This window comes from Streptococcus oralis (assembly GCF_024399415.1).
Lineage (GTDB): Bacteria > Bacillota > Bacilli > Lactobacillales > Streptococcaceae > Streptococcus > Streptococcus oralis_CS.
This window is the reverse complement of record NZ_CP029257.1, coordinates 1,319,978-1,339,322: the sequence shown is the minus strand read 5'-3', so window position 1 is coordinate 1,339,322 and position 19,345 is coordinate 1,319,978. Positions and strand designations below refer to the sequence as shown.

Sequence of the window (19,345 nt, the reverse complement as noted above, 5' to 3'; positions counted from 1 at the left end):
GCAGTTTTGAAGAAAGCAGAAGAAAATGCTGGGAAGGAAGCTAGCTCGACAGTTGGAAATGGAGAAACTACAGGAACGATTGGTTCTACTGATTCGACAAATAATCTTAAACCAGCTGAAGCACCTAGAATTCCAGAGAATGAAACAAAGCCGTCTGAAGCCATGAGTGGAGGACAAAATGAGAAAGAAATCGCTAAACCTAGTCAACCAACTACACCTGAAAAAACAAAAGTAGACCAAACCGGTGATGGAACAGTTGAATTGGCAGATCAATTCACTGCAAGTAAACCAGCTAGCGAAGCCAGTATTGAAGCTGCCAGCAAGAGCTCAGACTATCTCAAAAAAGAGTACAAGGTCTTTCCAACTCCACAAAAAGTGACTTATGGAGAAGGTGTCACAGCCCTTCGTAAGCAAGTCAATCTGGTCATGGGCGATCAACTCGATATCTATACTCGCAATCGCTTGAAGAGCGTTTTGCAGGACAATCAAGTATCTTACAAAACTAGTAAAACGGCCGTTTCTGGCGCAACTAATATCTATCTTGGAGTGCATGGACAAGGTTCACAAGCAGAACAAAACTTGTCCAAGGTTTCCACAGGTCTCTTTGACAAAATTGATGCTTATGCTCTGACCATCAAGGACAACTATATCTCCATCGTCGGAAAAGACACAGATGCGGTCTTTTATGGTTTGACAACCTTGAAACATATGCTCAAGGAAAGTCAAGTGCCAGTCCTTCGCAATGTGACAGTGGAAGATTACGCTGAAATCAAGAACCGTGGGTTTATCGAAGGTTACTATGGAAATCCATGGTCTAATGAAAATCGTAAAGAATTGATGCGTTATGGAAGTGAATTGAAGTTAACTCAATACTATTTCGCACCAAAAGATGATCCATACCACAATAAGAAATGGCGTGAACTTTACCCAGAAGAAAAACTGGCTGAAATCCGAGAACTTGCACGTGTCGGTAATCAAACGAAAACACGTTATGTTTGGACCATCCATCCATTTATGAACAATCGTATCCGCTTTGGCAATGAAGCGCATTACCAGGCTGATCTTGCAACCATAAAGGCTAAGTTTACTCAGTTGTTGGACGTGGGAGTGCGTGAATTTGGTGTGCTTGCAGATGATGCACCAAGCCCAGTTGGTGGTTACCATAGTTATGTTCGCTTGATGAAGGATATCACAAATTGGTTGACTGAAAAACAAACAACATACAGTGGTCTCCGTAAAGATATGATTTTTGTTCCTGCCTGGTACATGGGGCAAGGAACTGAAGCTGAACTTCGAACCTTGAATGAACATCTTCCTGAAAATGTCCATTTAACTCTTACTGGTGGAAAGGTCTGGGGGGCTGTTGACCAAACATTCTTAACGAACTTAAAGAAAAATTTAACAGAAGGTGGTAAGACTTACCGTCCAATTCAGTTCTGGATTAACTGGCCATGTAATGATAATACAAAACCCCACCTAATTCTTGGAGGTGGTGAAAAATTCTTACATCCAAATGTTGATTTATCACTTGCACAAGGAATTATGCTAAATCCAATGCAACAATCTGAAGCATCTAAAGTGGCACTTTTTGATATGGCTCAGTATGGATGGAAACAATGGAGAAGTGTAGAAGAAGCAGAACAAATCAACGATATGGCCTTTAACTATGTAGTTAATGATCATTTTGAAGAAAGCAGTGTTTCGAAGGCTTTTCGAGAACTCGGAAAACACATGCGCAATCAAAATAGACCTCCTCATGTCACTAAATTAGAAGAGTCTGTAGAATTGGCTCCAAAATTGACAGAATTCTATAACAAACTCAAATCTGGTCAAAATCTGGATACTGAAAGAAAAGAGTTGAGGGAAATTTTTGCTGGTTTGAAAGCCAATGCTCTATTACTTAAAGAAAAAGGTGATCAGAAATTAATCGAACAAATTCACTATTGGTTAGAGAATACAGTAGATCAAATGAACGCGCTTGAAGCTTTCCTAACAGCTACAGAAGGTCTTACTGAAAAGAATGATGCCAAGGTGTGGGAGTATTATCAGGCCGGAGTCAAACATTATGACCAGTCAGTTAAGTATGCCTTCTTTTACGTTGACCATTATGAATACGCAGAATTTGGTGTCCAACATATTCGACCATTTATCAATAATCTCAAAGAATACTTAGCCTTACATATCCAAGCAATGTTGAATCCAGATAAACTTGTGACAACATTTATTACGAATCGTGCTGGAATAGAAGGTGGATTGCAAGAAGTCACAGATGGTGACTTTGATACACATGTGATTGCCAAAACAACCATTGTGATTGAGAGAGGCGATTATGTAGGCTTGCGCTTTAATAAGGCAATTAAAATACACAAATTAGGTTTCGCTACGGGTACTAATACGGCCGATAATTATACCTTTAGTAATGCTCTTGTTGAATATCAAAATGAACATGGAGAATGGATAGCCATAACGAGCCCCGCTTATACTGGTAGAGAACGTATTCTGGAATTTAATGACCTTGATATCACAGCTCAAGCTGTCCGTATGATAGCAACAGCTAAGAAGGATAATGCTTGGCTTGCCATGCGTGAAATTGCTGTTAACAGACCCCTAGAATTGGGTAGTAAGAAGGTTAGGGGCACTATTAGTTTAAGTCCAAACCTTGTTTACAAATATGGAACAAGTGTTGTTCAGATGCAAGATGGTCGAGAAAACACAGAATCCATGATGGCACATGTTGATCAGACCAATGTCACACCAGCTCAAGCCTGGGTAAAAATGGACTTAGGTGGGCTGCACAAAGTAAAACGAGTTCATCTGATGCAAGGGGAACGAGACAAACTAGCATCTGGTGTCATCGAATATTCTGCAGATGGTACAAATTGGACAACGCTTCAAAATTTATCAGGGCAACGAACTTCTGATATTGTGAAAGAATTTACAACTCGTTTTGTTCGCATTCGCAATACACAAACCTTAAATAAGTGGTGGAGAATTACGGAATTTACAGTAGATGTCGATAGTCCAAATCTTGACTTAACAGACACCAACGTCGATGCCTTGAAGGAAACGCCGGTAGTGGATAGCTTGGGACATTATGAACTTCAAATTCCAGCTGGAACTAAACTTCCTGCAAATAGCTATCTAGGTATGAAACTTGACCGTATCCATCAAATCAAGAGCATCCAGCTCAAAGGTCAGGCCAACCCAGCTCTTAGTCTTGAGTACTCTGCAAATGCGCAAGAATGGACGCCGGCTAGCCAGTTGACTGACAGATCTGTAGTGAGCCACTTGGTACGTTATGTTCGTTTGGTCAATAAAACAGATCAGGAACAAGCTGTGACAGCCACTTCTCTCCTTGTGACAACCAAAGAAGTGCAACCAACCAAACTAGAATCTACAACTATGGGCATTCATCCAACTTACGGAAGCAATGATGTTCGTAAACTGAACAACCTAGATCAACTATTTGACGGTGTTTACAACAACTTTGTTGAGTTTTCAGATTACGCCCATAAAGATGGTCACGTAACCTTGAAACTTGGCAGTGAACGTACCATCAAGAAAATCAGAGCCTACATCCAAGACGGAACTCAAAACTACCTTCGTGATGGTAAGATTCAAGTCAGCCAAGACGGTAAAACTTGGACAGATGTCGTGACAGTAGGAGATGGTGTAGCCAATAGCCAACACGATGATTCATTGACAGATGGTTGGACACACGATTCTAAGATGCCAGGAAATCGCTATATCGAGGGCGAATTGACGACACCAGTCAAAGCCAACTATCTCCGTGTCCTCTATACAGCAGACTATGATGCCCGTTTTGTAGGATTTACAGAATTGGTCATCAACGATGGTGAATTTGTCAAGCCAATCAATGATCCAACAGTAGAAGGAAGTAGTGGAGAAAGCCAAGGCAACCTTTATAATAATCTTGTAGACGGCAAAGTCTTGACCAGCTACAAGTCTGAAAAAGACAAGGGCGAGTTGGTTTATCACTTGTCTGAGCCGACTAATGCTAACCACCTTCGTCTTGTTTCCAGTCTTCCTGAAGGAGCGAAAGCACGTGTTCTTGCTAGAACACTCAAGGATGGTCAAGACAGTTGGACAGACCTCGGTGCCATTACATCTAGTCTCCAAACTTTCGCTATCCGAAATGGTGGCTCTCTTCTAGACGTCAAATTAGTCTGGGAAGGTGGCAAGGCTGAGTTTTATGAATTGGCAAGCTTCCATCAAGAATTAACAGAAGAACCTGTTCAGTCAAGTAAGGGCGAAGAACCAGCACCCGTTCTTGAGGTTCTTGAATTCACAGGTGGTGTCAATGCAGTTGAAGCCCTAGTACATGAACTTCCAGAGTACACAGGCGCATTAGCAACAGTAGGTGACCAAGCGGCTCCAACAGTAGAGAAACCTGAGTTCAAGGGCGGTGTCAATGCAGTTGAAGCCTTGGTACATGAGCTTCCAGAATACACAGGCCCAGTAGCGACAGTAGGAGACCAAGCGGCTCCAACAGTAGAGAAACCTGAGTTCAAGGGTGGTGTCAATGCAGTGATGGCTCTAGTGCATGAATTGCCAGAATACACAGGCCCGCTAGCAACAGTAGGCGACCAGGCAGCACCGACAGTAGAGAAACCAGAGTTCAAGCTAAGTTCGTTAGAAAAAACTCAGACTTCAGGAGCACCAGTTCAAATTGCCAAAGAAGACAAGAGATTGCCAGAAACTGGTGAGAAACAGTCAGAAACAGCTATTTTCTTGGCAAGTGTTGGACTAGCTCTATCTACTATCTTTGTCGCAAAAAGTAAAAAAGAAATTAATTGACTTTGAAAAAAGAGATATTTCGTAGAGGGGCTTTGTCCCCTCTTTTTCTATATGAAGGAAGAGATTTATGTTTAAGATGCAAGGTCAATAAACTTTATAGTATAATGAATAGAGAGGGAAAAAACGATGAAAGTGATTGATCAAGCTTTATTAGAAAAAGTCATTATTGAACGTTCTCGTCACAGCCATAAGGGAGATTACGGTCGCCTGCTCTTGCTTGGAGGGACCTATCCTTATGGGGGAGCTATCATCATGTCAGCCATTGCAGCTGTCAAAAGTGGGGCAGGGTTGGTGACTGTTGGCACGGATAAGGAAAATATTCCGGCTCTGCACAGTCATTTACCGGAGGCCATGGCATTTTCTCTTCAAGATCAGCAATTGTTAAAAGAGCAGTTGGAAAAGGCAGAAGTTGTCTTGTTAGGTCCGGGTTTGCGAGAGGATGCATTTGGAGAAGAACTCGTAAAACGAGTTTTTGACAGTCTCAGAAAAGACCAGATTTTGATTGTAGACGGCGGTGCTTTGGGCATCTTAGCAAAAGGTCATTTGCCATTTCCATCTAGTCAGCTCATTCTTACTCCCCACCAAAAGGAATGGGAAAGACTGTCTGGTATAGTTCTTGAACATAAAAATACAGAGACGACTGCTAGGGCTCTTTCTTCTTTTCCTCAAGGAACAATTCTAGTTGAGAAGGGTCCAGCGACTCGTATCTGGAAAGCTGGCAAACCTGAATACTATCAACTGGAGGTTGGAGGTCCCTATCAAGCAACCGGTGGGATGGGAGATACTTTGGCTGGGATGATTGCAGGTTTTGCAGGTCAGTTTCCACATGTCAATCTCTATGAACGCGTAGTAGTAGCGACCCATCTGCACTCAGCCATTGCTCAAGAACTAGCTCAAGAAAACTACCTTGTCTTGCCAACAGAAATTAGCAAGCTCCTCCCCAAAACAATGAAAAAAATATCTCAAAAAGGCAGCTAATACCTTGGTTGTCTTTTTATGTTGATGTAGCTTTGTTGATAAGGTTTTCAAATACCTCAGAACCAGCGACCAACTGCAGAACTTGCGTGAAATTCTCACTTTTAAGGTCTTGATTTTTAGTCAAACTAGCAATTAAAGCGAGATTGTTATCAAAGTTGAGGGATGTCAAATCATGCTTTTTTTGATATAATTTTTAATGATGAATGCGAGAAATGATCGGTATGTGGTCGTTGATTTAGAGGCGACCAGCACCGGAAGCAAGGCAAAAATTATTCAAGTAGGCATTGTGGTGATTGAGAATGGCGAGATCGTCGATCAGTATGCGACTGATGTCAATCCTCACGAACCCTTGGATTCTCATATCAAAGAATTAACAGGTCTAACCGATCAACGCTTGGCTGCGGCACCAGAATTTTCTCAGGTGGCTGGAAAAATTTTTGAATTGGTTAAGGACGGTATTTTTGTTGCGCACAATGTACAGTTTGATGCTAACCTTCTTGCAGAATTCCTCTTTTTTGAAGGATATGAATTGCGCACACCGCGGGTGGATACTGTTGAGTTAGCCCAAGTTTTATATCCTCAGTTTGAAAAATACAATCTAGGTATCCTTTGTCAAGAGTTGGGAATTGAACTAGAACAAGCCCACGCTGCCCTGTCTGATGCTCAGGCAACAGCTGAACTCTTGCTTTACATGCGTCAAAAACTTTTTGAGTTACCAAAAGGGCTTTTAGAAAGCTTGTTAGACCTTGCAGACAACCTTCTCTATGAAAGTTATCTGGTGATTGAGGAGGTTTACCAGCAGCAATCTCTCTTGTCTTCGCCAGACTTGATGGAACTCCATGGACTTTTCCTGAGAAAGGAAAGTCAAGCATTAGTACCACGCAAGTTATCCAAAGATTTTGCTAAAAACATTTCTTTATTGGGGCTGGAGGAGCGTCCGCAACAGTTGGAATTTGCGGAGAAGGTTGAGCACTTATTGGAAGAACACCAGATTTCCTTTGTCCAAGCTCAAACGGGACTGGGCAAGACTTATGGTTATCTCCTCCCAGCTTTGAACTTGGAGAGTCAAGCAGGGATCCTAGTGAGTGTTCCGACCAAAATTCTTCAAAATCAAATCATGCAAGAAGAAGGTCAGCGCTTAAAAGAGGTCTTCCATATGGAGATTCATAGTCTCAAGGGGCCTCAAAATTACTTGAAATTGGATGCCTTTCACCAAATTCTCTATCGATCAGAGTCCAATCGCCTTTTCACACGCTTTAAAATGCAGTTGCTTATCTGGCTAACAGAGACAGAGACAGGTGACTTGGACGAAATAGGGCAACTTTATCGCTATCAGCATTTTCTGCCAGAACTAGTCCACGATGGCAAGCTTTCAAAGAAAAGTTTATTTGCCACAGAGGATTTTTGGAAACGAGGGCAGGAAAAGGCAAAAACCAGTCGTGTTCTTCTGACCAATCATGCTTATCTGGTCACTCGTTTGGAAGACAATCCAGAGTTTGTCGATAACCGTTTAGTAATCTTGGATGAGGCTCAAAAAATGCTGCTAGCTCTCGAAAATCTAGCCCAGCAGGCTTATCGTCTTGAGGATCTTGTAACCCAGCTTGATAAGTCCTTGGAGACAGAGGAAGATTTGGTTCAGAAACGCTTGCTTGAGAGTATCGGCTTTGAATGTCGTTACTTGATGGAGCACTATCAGTCAGGTCTGAAGAATGGAAAGTGGTTGGATTCTCTCGAACACTTGCGCCAGCATTTTTCGGAGTTAGCTCTCCCAGAGTATCGAGAAATTGCAAACTTTTTCACCTCGGACCGTGAATTTTGGCTTGCTACAGCAGAGAAATCGAGCAAGGATGTCTTGATTTGTTCAAGCAAAAAAGGTCGCTTTATACTAGCAGACCTATTGCCAGAAGATTGTAGACTCCTAGGAGTATCGGCTACTCTTGAAATCAGCAATCGGGTTTCCTTAGCAGATTTATTGGGATTTCCGGATGCTCCACTTGTTAGGCTAGATGTAGCAAAGCAGGACCAACAAGAAGTCTTTCTAGTCAATGACTTTCCTCTTGTGACAGAAGTTTCACCTTTTGACTATGCTAGTGAAGTGGCTTCTGTTATCCGAAGGTTACAAGCCTTTCAAGAACCTTTATTGGTTTTGTTTACTTCAAAAGAGATGTTGCTGGCAGTTTCGGACCTGCTCGACCAACCGCATCTAGCTCAGTATAAAAATGGGGAACCAAGCCAACTGAAAAAACGTTTTGAAAAAGGTGAACGCCAGATCTTGCTTGGAACAGGCAGTTTCTGGGAAGGAGTTGATTTTTCAACCCATCCTTGCGTGATTCAAGTGATTCCGAGATTGCCTTTCCAAAACCCCCAAGAACCGTTAACCAAAAAATTAAACCAAGAACTGCGTCAAGAAGGGAAAAATCCTTTCTATGATTATCAGTTGCCGATGGCGATCATTCGGTTAAAACAAGCCCTGGGTCGTACTGTTAGACGGCCCAACCAAGGTTCGGTTGCTGTAATCTTAGACAGTCGTGTTGTCAGCAAGCGTTACGGCAAACAAATCGCCCAGACCTTGTCAAAAGAAAGGGCTGTTCAGGTTCTTTCTAGAGAACAGCTAGAGCCTGCTGTAGCTGATTTTCTCCAATCCCGTCGCAATAGAATGAAAGAAAAATCCAAGAAAGAGAAAAGGTAAAAAATATGAAACGTTCCTTCGACTCTCGAGTCGATTATAGCCTCCTCCTACCAGTGTTTTGTTTACTGGTGATTGGAGTAGTGGCCATTTATATAGCAGTTAGTCATGACTATCCAAATAATGTATTACCAATTCTAGGTCAGCAAATCGCTTGGATTGCCTTGGGCCTTGTCATTGGTTTTGTGGTCATGTTCTTTAATACCGAGTTTTTATGGAAGGTGACTCCCTATCTTTATGGTCTAGGGCTAGCTTTGATGGTCCTACCTCTTGTTTTCTACAATCCAAATCTTGTAGCGTCAACAGGTGCCAAGAACTGGGTATCGATTGGTGGAACGACACTTTTTCAGCCATCGGAGTTCATGAAGATTTCCTATATCTTGATGTTGGCTCGAGCCATTGTAAGATTCACTCAAAAACACAAGGAATGGCGACGAACTATTCCCTTGGATTTCCTATTGATTGGTTGGATGATTGCCTTTACCATACCAGTCTTGATCCTCTTAGCCCTACAAAGTGACTTGGGGACTGCCTTGGTCTTTGTAGCTATTTTTTCCGGTATGGTTCTCCTTTCAGGTGTTTCGTGGAAGATTATCATTCCGGTTTTTGCGACAGGGGTGACTGCTGTTGCAGGCTTCATGGCCATCTTTATAAGCAAGGATGGACGTGCCTTCTTGCATCAGATTGGGATGCCAACTTACCAGATCAACCGCATCTTGGCTTGGCTCAATCCCTTTGACTTTGCACAAACAACAACATATCAACAGGCGCAGGGACAAATTGCGATTGGAAGTGGTGGCTTGTTTGGACAAGGTTTCAATGTGTCCAATCTCCTCATTCCAGTACGTGAGAGTGATATGATTTTCACCGTAATTGCAGAAGACTTTGGCTTTATTGGTTCAGTCTTTGTGGTTGCTTTATACTTGCTTCTCATCTACCGTATGTTGAAGATTACGCTCAGGTCAAATAACCAGTTCTACACCTATATTTCGACTGGTTTTATCATGATGCTGCTCTTCCATATCTTTGAAAATATCGGTGCCGTGACAGGCTTACTTCCTTTGACAGGGATTCCTCTACCATTTATTTCTCAAGGGGGCTCCGCAATTATTAGTAACCTCATCGGTGTTGGTCTCCTCTTATCTATGAGTTACCAGACCAACCTAGCGGAGGAGAAAAGTGGAAAAGTTCCATTCAAACGAAAAAAAGTCGTCCTAAAACAAATCAAATAAGGAGGCCACTATGGCAAAAGTAGCAGTTGTTTTAGCCCAGGGTTTTGAAGAAATCGAAGCCTTGACAGTAGTCGATGTCTTGCGTCGAGCAAACATTTCTTGTGATATGGTAGGATTTGAAGAGCAGGTGACAGGGTCGCATGGCATTCAGGTAAAAGCCGACCGTACCTTTGATGGTGATTTGTCTGACTATGACTTGGTAGTTCTTCCAGGTGGCATGCCAGGATCAGCTCACCTACGGGATAATCCAGCCCTCATTTCTGAGATTAAAGCCTTTGACCAAGCTGGAAAGAAAATTGCTGCCATCTGTGCAGCCCCAATCGCCCTCCATCAAGCAGGTATCTTGAAAGACAAGCACTTTACTTGTTATGACGGAGTTCAGGAGCAAATTACTGACGGAATTTATCAAAAGCAAACAGTGGTTGTGGATGGCAATCTAACAACCAGCCGAGGACCGTCAACTGCCCTTGCCTTTGCCTATGAGTTGGTAGAGCAATTGGGAGGAGATGCCGAAAGTTTACGAGACGGCATGCTCTATCGGGATGTCTTTGGAAACAAACAGTAAGACGAGAGTTCGGCTCTCGTTTTTTTTATTGACTCCCTTTCTAAAAAATGTTTCATATGATTGTCTTGTGATTTTATATCAAATTTTTATAAATCAATCAAGCTTCGTCCAGTATAAGAAGGAAATTTATCTCTAGAAATTTTAGTGTTTTCAAGTTGTTAGATAGAATACTTCAGATTGTTACTGAAATCAATAGATTCATGAAAAAGATATAATATTCAATAAATGCTATATTAAACGGTCTTATCATGTGAATTAATCTGCTTGTATTAATTTGAAATATAAAGTACTTTCTCTGTAATATAATTGAAACGTGTTACTAGTATATTAAAATTAGTAAGAATTTTTTGCATATACGAAACTGGGGGAGTGATATGTTGGAAACTTTCGGAAAAATATTCAAAGTCATTAGAGAATCAAAAAAAATGTCCCTGAAAGAGGTAGCTGCTGGTGATATTTCCGTGGCTCAGCTATCCCGTTTTGAACGGGGAGTCAATGGGATCACACTTGATTCTTTTTATTGCTGTTTAAAAAATATGGCCGTTTCCCTAGAGGAGTTTCAGTATGTTTACCATAATTACATTGATTCAGATGATGTGCTGTTCTCAAAAAAAGTAGCTGATGCATATCAGGAAAACAATGTTGTCAAGCTCCAAAATATTTTGTCTAGCTCAGAAGCTTTGACCGAACAGTTTCCTGAGAAGAAGAACTATAAACTCAATACGATCATTGTCAGAGCCCTTCTGTCTTCCTGTTGCTCAGATTTTCAGATTAGCAAGAAGGATATAGAATTTCTGACGGATCATCTCTTTTCTGTTGAGGAGTGGGGACGTTATGAACTCTGGCTTTTTACAAACAGTGTTGATTTGATGACCTTGGAAACGTTGGAAACCTTCGCTAGTGAGATGATCAATCGTACCCAGTTTTATAACAACCTACCTGAAAATCGCCGCCGTATTATCAAGATGCTACTTAATGTCATTAGCGTCTGTATAGAAGGAAACCATCTGCTAGTTGCTATGAGGTTTCTCAATTATCTCGACCACTCTAAAATCCCTGAAACCGATCTATATGATCGAACGCTGATTAAGTATCATAGGGCTCTGTATGCCTACAAGGTCGGGAATACTAATGCTCTCAGTGACATCGAGCAATGCCTATCTTTTTTTGAATTTTTAGATTCCTTTGGTGTTGCCCAAAAGCTTAAAGAACAGTTTGAAAGAATCTGCCTTTCATAGTTGTAGATGTGCAACAAAAAATGATCATTTTGAAAAATATACTAGAATAAGAGCGTAACTTTATACTAAATTCAGAAGGAGGCTTTATGATGGAGAAAAAGATTCATTATAAGATGCATAAAGTTAAGAAAAACTGGGTAGCCATTGCTTTGACTACCTTGGCCCTTATTGTAGCACCAAAGGTACTTGGTCTAGAATCAGGCGTTGTCCATGCGGATGATGTAAAGCAGGTTGTAGTTCAAGAACCTGCTACAGCTCAGACTAGTGGTCCGGGTCAGCAAACTCCAGCCCAAGCTAAAATAGCATCTGAGCAAGAAGCAGAAAAAGTAACCCCTGCAGACAAGGTGACAGACGATGTTGCTGCTAGTGAAAAGCCTGCTAAACCAGCAGAAAATACAGAAGCAACAGTTCAAACCAATGCTCAAGAGCCTGCTAAACCAGCAGATACGAAAGAAGCATCTACAGAAAAGGCTGCTGTTGCTGAAGAAGTTAAAGCTGCTAATGCAATCACAGAAACTCCTAAAACTGAAGTAGCAGACCAGAATAAACAAGCAAGGCCAACAACTGCCCAAGACCAAGAAGGCGACAAGCGAGAAAAAACGGCTGTTGAAGACAAGATTGTTGCAAATCCAAAGGTTGCAAAGAAAGATCGCTTGCCCGAACCTGCTCAAAAACAGGGAGCAATAGCTGAAAGAATGGTGGCAGATCAGGCTCAACCTGCACCTGTAAATGCTGACCATGATGATGATGTCCTATCTCATATTAAGACCATTGATGGTAAAAATTACTATGTTCAGGACGATGGTACAGTTAAAAAGAACTTTGCAGTTGAACTTAATGGGAGAATACTTTATTTTGATGCAGAAACCGGTGCCTTAGTTGATTCAAATGAATATCAGTTCCAACAAGGAACCAGCAGTCTCAATAATGAATTCTCTCAAAAGAATGCTTTTTACGGTACGACTGACAAGGATATCGAAACTGTAGACGGTTATTTGACAGCAGATAGTTGGTATCGTCCAAAGTTCATCTTAAAAGATGGAAAAACATGGACGGCTTCGACAGAAACAGACTTACGTCCCCTTTTGATGGCTTGGTGGCCTGATAAACGTACTCAGATTAATTACCTCAACTATATGAACCAGCAAGGTCTGGGAGCAGGTGCTTTTGAAAACAAAGTTGAACAAGCTCTCCTGACAGGAGCTTCTCAGCAGGTTCAGCGCAAAATTGAGGAAAAAATTGGTAAAGAAGGCGATACAAAATGGTTGAGAACGCTGATGGGTGCCTTTGTCAAAACCCAGCCAAACTGGAATATCAAGTCAGAGTCTGAAACAACTGGTACTAAAAAGGACCACTTGCAGGGTGGAGCTTTGCTTTATACCAATAATGAGAAGAGCTCTCATACTGACTCTAAGTTCCGTCTGCTTAACCGTACCCCTACTAGTCAAACAGGTACACCTAAGTACTTCATTGACAAGTCAAATGGTGGTTATGAGTTCTTGCTCGCTAACGACTTTGACAACTCTAATCCAGCTGTTCAAGCCGAACAACTCAACTGGTTGCATTTTATGATGAACTTTGGAAGCATCGTAGCCAATGATCCGACTGCTAATTTTGATGGAGTTCGTGTCGATGCGGTGGACAATGTCAACGCAGACTTGCTCCAAATCGCATCTGACTACTTCAAGTCTCGCTACAAGGTGGGAGAAAGTGAAGAAGAAGCTATCAAGCATTTGTCTATCTTGGAAGCTTGGTCTGATAACGATCCTGACTACAACAAAGATACTAAAGGTGCTCAACTAGCAATTGACAACAAGCTACGCTTCTCCTTGCTTTATTCATTCATGCGTAATCTATCTATCCGTAGCGGAGTAGAGCCAACGATTACAAATAGTCTAAATGACCGTTCTTCTGAAAAGAAAAATGGCGAACGGATGGCTAACTATATCTTTGTTCGGGCTCATGACAGTGAAGTACAAACCGTTATTGCCGACATCATCCGAGAAAATATTAATCCAAACACGGATGGTTTGACCTTTACTATGGATGAACTCAAGCAAGCCTTCAAGATTTACAACGAAGATATGCGCAAGGCAGACAAGAAGTATACGCAGTTCAACATCCCAACTGCTCATGCTCTCATGCTCTCCAATAAAGACTCTATCACTCGGGTCTACTATGGTGACCTCTATACCGATGATGGTCAATACATGGAGAAAAAATCTCCTTACCACGATGCTATTGATGCCTTGTTGCGTGCTCGTATTAAGTATGTAGCAGGTGGACAAGACATGAAAGTCACATATATGGGTGTACCTCGTGAGGCTGATAAATGGTCTTACAATGGTATTTTGACTTCTGTTCGCTACGGTACTGGTGCCAATGAAGCAACAGATGAAGGAACAGCAGAAACCCGTACCCAAGGGATGGCTGTTATTGCTTCTAACAACCCTAACCTGAAACTGAACGAATGGGATAAACTGCAAGTCAATATGGGAGCAGCCCACAAGAATCAATACTATCGCCCTGTGCTTTTGACGACCAAAGATGGCATTTCCCGCTATCTAACTGACGAAGAAGTGCCGCAATCGCTCTGGAAGAAGACAGATGCTAATGGTATTTTAACCTTTGATATGAATGATATTGCAGGCTATAGCAATGTACAGGTTTCTGGATATCTGGCTGTTTGGGTACCAGTTGGCGCTAAGGCAGATCAGGATGCTCGTACAACAGCAAGCAAGAAGAAAAACGCTAGTGGTCAGGTCTACGAATCTAGCGCAGCCCTTGATTCTCAGTTGATTTACGAAGGATTTTCTAACTTCCAAGACTTTGCAACCCGCGATGACCAATATACCAATAAAGTTATTGCTAAAAATGTCAACCTCTTCAAGGAATGGGGAGTAACTTCATTTGAGCTACCACCTCAGTATGTATCTAGCCAAGACGGTACTTTCTTAGATTCTATCATTCAGAATGGTTATGCCTTTGAAGACCGCTATGATATGGCGATGAGCAAGAACAATAAATATGGTTCTTTAAAAGATTTGCTCAATGCTCTTCGTGCGCTTCACAGTGTTAATATCCAAGCCATCGCGGACTGGGTACCAGACCAAATCTATAACCTACCAGGTAAGGAAGTGGTAACAGCAACACGTGTCAACAACTACGGAACCTACCGTGAAGGTGCAGAAATCAAGGAAAAACTCTATGTAGCTAATAGTAAGACCAATGGAACTGATTTCCAAGGTAAGTACGGTGGCGCCTTCTTAGATGAGCTCAAAGCTAAATATCCAGAAATCTTTGAACGAGTACAGATTTCCAATGGTCAAAAGATGACAACAGATGAGAAGATTACCAAGTGGTCGGCTAAGTACTTCAATGGTACCAATATCTTAGGTCGTGGTGCTTACTATGTTCTTAAAGACTGGGCTAGCAACGACTATCTCACTAACAGAAATGGCGAGATAGTATTGCCTAAGCAATTAGTTAATAAGAATGCTTACACAGGATTTGTTAGTGATGCCAATGGTACTAAGTTCTATTCAACTAGTGGTTATCAAGCTAAAAATTCCTTTATCCAAGATGAAAATGGAAATTGGTATTACTTCGATAAACGAGGCTATCTTGTAACAGGTGCTCATGAAATTGATGGCAAGCACGTTTATTTCTTGAAGAATGGTATTCAACTTCGTGATTCTATCCGTGAAGATGAAAATGGTAATCAGTACTACTATGATCAAACTGGTGCCCAAGTTCTCAACCGTTACTACACTACTGATGGTCAAAACTGGCGTTACTTTGATGCCAAGGGCGTTATGGCTCGAGGTCTTGTCAAGATAGGAGATGGACAGCAATTCTTTGATGAAAACGGCTATCAGGTTAAGGGCAAGATTGTGAGTGCTAAAGATGGCAAACTTCGTTACTTTGACAAGGATTCAGGAAATGCTGTTATCAATCGTTTTGCTCAAGGTGATAACCCAAGTGATTGGTACTATTTCGGAGCAGATGGAGTTGCAGTGACAGGTCTTCAAAAGATTGGTCAACAAACACTTTACTTTGACCAAGATGGCAAGCAAGTCAAGGGTAAAATCGTGACACTTTCAGATAAGAGTATCCGTTACTTTGATGCCAACTCAGGAGAAATGGCGGTCGGCAAGTTTGCTGAAGGTGCCAAGAACGAATGGTATTACTTTGACAAAACTGGTAAAGCAGTGACAGGTCTTCAAAAGATTGGCAAACAAACACTTTACTTTGACCAAGATGGTAAGCAAGTCAAGGGTAAAGTAGTAACTTTGGCTGATAAATCCATCCGTTACTTTGATGCCGACTCAGGAGAAATGGCAGTCGGCAAGTTTGCAGAAGGTGCCAAGAACGAATGGTATTACTTTGACCAAACTGGTAAAGCAGTGACAGGCCTTCAAAAGATTGACAAACAAACACTTTACTTCGACCAAGATGGCAAGCAAGTCAAGGGCAAAATCGTGACACTTTCAGATAAGAGTATCCGTTACTTTGATGCTAACTCAGGAGAGATGGCAACCAACAAGTTTGTCGAAGGTTCCCAAAATGAGTGGTACTATTTTGATCAAGATGGAAAAGCAGTGACAGGCTTGCAGCAGGTTGGTCAACAGACTCTCTATTTCACGCAAGACGGCAAGCAAGTCAAAGGAAAAGTTGTTGATGTGAATGGGGTTAGTCGATATTTCGATGCCAATTCAGGGGATATGGCTCGAAGCAAATGGATTCAACTTGAAGATGGAAGTTGGATGTATTTTGACCGCGATGGTAGAGGTCAAAACTTCGGAAGAAACTAATCGAATTTAGCTCAATAAAAATCAAACTTTATCTGATGATATACAAAAACGATAACACCTTAAAAGGACGTTATCGTTTTTTGCCTGTTTGGAGAATAAATTACAATTGAAAAGAAAGATGGAATCATTGGGAACTGTAATGAATTAACAAGGGACTCCATATTGGAATAATCTTTTTCTGCACTCTATTGTGGTATTCAAAGCAATGAGTATTCTATTTTTAAAGTTTGAAAATCCAAAAGCGTTTCGTTTGTGAACAATGACGCGGTTGTTAGTAGTTTCTATTCTTTAATTTGTACATTTGAGATAAGAAAGATTTTGCTTGATTATTTATAGAGGAGCTATTCTTCACAAAAAGGCTCCATAGATGCAATAGTGTTTTACTCTCTATATAAATTATAGAGCCGAAAAATCTAGGAAATCATCGCTTTTTTCATAAAAAAATGGTATAATGAAGGGTATGAAATATCACGACTATATATGGGATTTAGGTGGTACCCTATTGGATAATTATGAGACTTCTACTGCAGCCTTTGTAGAAACCTTAGCCCAATACGGAATAGAGCAAGAACACGACCGAGTCTACGAAGCTTTGAAGGTTTCGACAGCTTTTGCCATCGAGAAGTTTGCACCAGATATCGAGGATTTTTTAGAGAACTATAAAGAAAATGAAGCGCGTGAGCTAGAACATCCAGTTTTGTTTGAGGGAATTCCAGAATTACTCAAAGACGTTTCGGACAAGGGTGGTCGCCATTTCTTGGTTTCTCATCGAAATGACCAAGTTCTAGAACTTCTTGCTAAGACCCAGATAGCGAACTACTTCACCGAGGTGGTGACTGCCAGTTCTGGCTTTAAACGAAAACCAGATCCTGAGTCCATGATTTATTTACGTGATAAATATCATATTACATCTGGTTTGGTCATTGGTGACAGAAATATAGATGTAGAAGCAGGTAAAGCTGCTGGCTTAGATGCCTATCTTTTTAATAACGTTGCGACATTGAGACAAGCAATAGACATGTAAGAAAAGGGAAAAAATGACAGAAGAAATCAAAAATCAACAGGCACAGGATTATGATGCCAGTCAAATTCAAGTTTTGGAGGGACTTGAAGCTGTTCGTATGCGTCCAGGTATGTATATTGGATCGACTTCAAAAGAAGGTCTTCACCATCTAGTATGGGAAATCGTTGATAACTCAATTGACGAAGCCCTAGCTGGATTTGCCAGTCACATCCAAGTCTTTATAGAGCCAGATAACTCCATCACCGTAGTGGATGATGGGCGTGGAATTCCTGTTGATATTCAGGAAAAAACAGGACGTCCCGCTGTTGAGACCGTCTTTACAGTTCTTCACGCTGGAGGAAAATTCGGCGGTGGCGGATACAAGGTTTCAGGTGGATTGCACGGTGTAGGTTCATCAGTAGTAAACGCTCTTTCAACTCAACTAGATGTTCATGTCCATAAAAACGGTAAGATTCATTACCAAGAATACCGTCGTGGTCATGTTGTTGCTGATCTTGAGGTGGTTGGAGATACAGATAAAACTGGAACAACAGTTCACTTCACACCAGATCCAGAGATTTTTACAGAAACAACGACTTTTGATTTTGATAAATTAAACAAACGTATTCAAGAACTAGCCTTTTTGAACCGAGGTCTTCAAATCTCCATCACAGATAAGCGTGATGGTCTCGAACAGACTAAACATTACCACTATGAGGGTGGGATTGCTAGCTACGTTGAATATATCAACGAGAACAAGGATGTTATCTTTGATACACCAATCTACACAGACGGTGAGATGGATGATATCACAGTTGAAGTAGCCATGCAGTACACAACCGGTTACCACGAAAACGTCATGAGTTTCGCCAATAACATTCACACCCATGAAGGTGGTACGCATGAGCAAGGTTTCCGTACAGCCCTGACGCGTGTTATCAATGATTATGCTCGCAAGAATAAGCTACTAAAAGACAATGAAGATAACCTAACAGGGGAAGATGTCCGTGAAGGCTTGACTGCAGTTATCTCAGTTAAGCATCCAAACCCGCAGTTTGAAGGACAAACCAAGACCAAACTGGGGAACAGTGAAGTGGTCAAGATCACCAATCGCCTCTTCAGCGATGCCTTCTCTGATTTTCTCATGGAAAATCCACAGATTGCCAAGCGTATCGTGGAAAAAGGGATTTTGGCTGCCAAGGCTCGTGTAGCTGCCAAGCGTGCGCGTGAAGTCACTCGCAAGAAATCTGGCTTGGAAATTTCCAATCTTCCAGGAAAACTAGCAGACTGTTCTTCTAACAACCCTGCTGAAACCGAACTCTTCATCGTCGAAGGAGACTCAGCTGGTGGATCAGCCAAATCTGGTCGTAATCGTGAATTCCAAGCTATCTTGCCAATTCGTGGTAAGATCTTGAACGTTGAAAAAGCTAGCATGGATAAAATCCTTGCAAACGAAGAAATTCGAAGCCTTTTCACAGCTATGGGAACAGGATTTGGTGCAGAATTTGATGTCACTAAGGCTCGTTACCAAAAACTTGTTTTGATGACCGATGCCGATGTTGATGGAGCCCACATTCGAACACTCCTGCTTACCTTGATTTACCGCTACATGAAACCAATCTTAGAGGCTGGTTATGTCTACATTGCCCAACCACCGATTTATGGGGTTAAAGTTGGAAGTGAGATCAAAGAATACATTCAACCTGGTGCAGATCAAGAAATTAAACTCCAAGAAGCCTTAGCACGTCACAGTGAAGGGCGTTCAAAACCAACCATCCAACGTTATAAAGGTTTGGGAGAAATGGATGACCACCAATTGTGGGAAACAACCATGGATCCTGAACATCGCTTGATGGCGCGTGTTTCGGTAGATGATGCTGCCGAAGCAGATAAAATCTTTGATATGTTGATGGGGGATCGAGTAGAACCTCGTCGCGAATTTATCGAAGAAAACGCTGTTTACAGTACACTTGACGTCTAAAAAATGTGGGAAATAGTTCCCTTGGTTTAA

At 41.6% G+C, this 19,345-nt stretch carries 8 protein-coding genes and 1 pseudogene; all 9 read left to right on the top strand.

The window, feature by feature from the left end; all coding sequences use genetic code 11:
* Nucleotides 1–174: 174 nt before the first annotated feature.
* Nucleotides 175–4,818, top strand: a pseudogene (locus DG474_RS06570) (SIALI-17 repeat-containing surface protein); the annotation flags it as partial.
* Between the two features lie 126 nt (nt 4,819–4,944).
* A complete protein-coding gene (locus DG474_RS06565) occupies nt 4,945–5,796 on the top strand; it encodes an NAD(P)H-hydrate dehydratase (protein ID WP_255777726.1) in 852 nt (283 codons plus the stop codon).
* Between the two features lie 199 nt (nt 5,797–5,995).
* Nucleotides 5,996–8,485 (top strand): bifunctional DnaQ family exonuclease/ATP-dependent helicase, encoded by a 2,490-nt coding sequence (locus tag DG474_RS06560; protein ID WP_439794572.1) that lies wholly within the window; start codon nt 5,996–5,998, stop codon nt 8,483–8,485.
* 5 nt (nt 8,486–8,490) lie between these two features.
* Nucleotides 8,491–9,714 carry an FtsW/RodA/SpoVE family cell cycle protein gene (locus DG474_RS06555; protein ID WP_045617427.1) on the top strand — a complete coding sequence of 408 codons (1,224 nt, stop codon included), beginning with the start codon at nt 8,491–8,493 and terminating at the stop codon, nt 9,712–9,714.
* Nucleotides 9,715–9,724: 10 nt separating this feature from the next.
* A complete protein-coding gene (locus tag DG474_RS06550; RefSeq protein WP_247931239.1) occupies nt 9,725–10,279 on the top strand; it encodes a DJ-1 family glyoxalase III in 555 nt (184 codons plus the stop codon).
* Between the two features lie 374 nt (nt 10,280–10,653).
* The gene (locus DG474_RS06545) at nt 10,654–11,517 is read left to right on the top strand and encodes a helix-turn-helix domain-containing protein (RefSeq protein WP_044021065.1); all 864 of its coding nucleotides are present in this window, start codon (nt 10,654–10,656) and stop codon (nt 11,515–11,517) included.
* 86 nt (nt 11,518–11,603) lie between these two features.
* Nucleotides 11,604–16,331: a glycoside hydrolase family 70 protein gene (locus DG474_RS06540; protein ID WP_255777724.1), complete on the top strand. Its 4,728-nt coding sequence runs from the start codon at nt 11,604–11,606 to the stop codon at nt 16,329–16,331.
* Between the two features lie 460 nt (nt 16,332–16,791).
* On the top strand, nt 16,792–17,355 hold the full coding sequence (locus DG474_RS06535; protein ID WP_025168831.1) for an HAD-IA family hydrolase: 564 nt from the start codon (nt 16,792–16,794) through the stop codon (nt 17,353–17,355).
* Between the two features lie 13 nt (nt 17,356–17,368).
* Nucleotides 17,369–19,315 (top strand): DNA topoisomerase (ATP-hydrolyzing) subunit B, encoded by a 1,947-nt coding sequence (gyrB, locus tag DG474_RS06530; protein WP_255777723.1) that lies wholly within the window; start codon nt 17,369–17,371, stop codon nt 19,313–19,315.
* Nucleotides 19,316–19,345 lie beyond the last annotated feature (30 nt).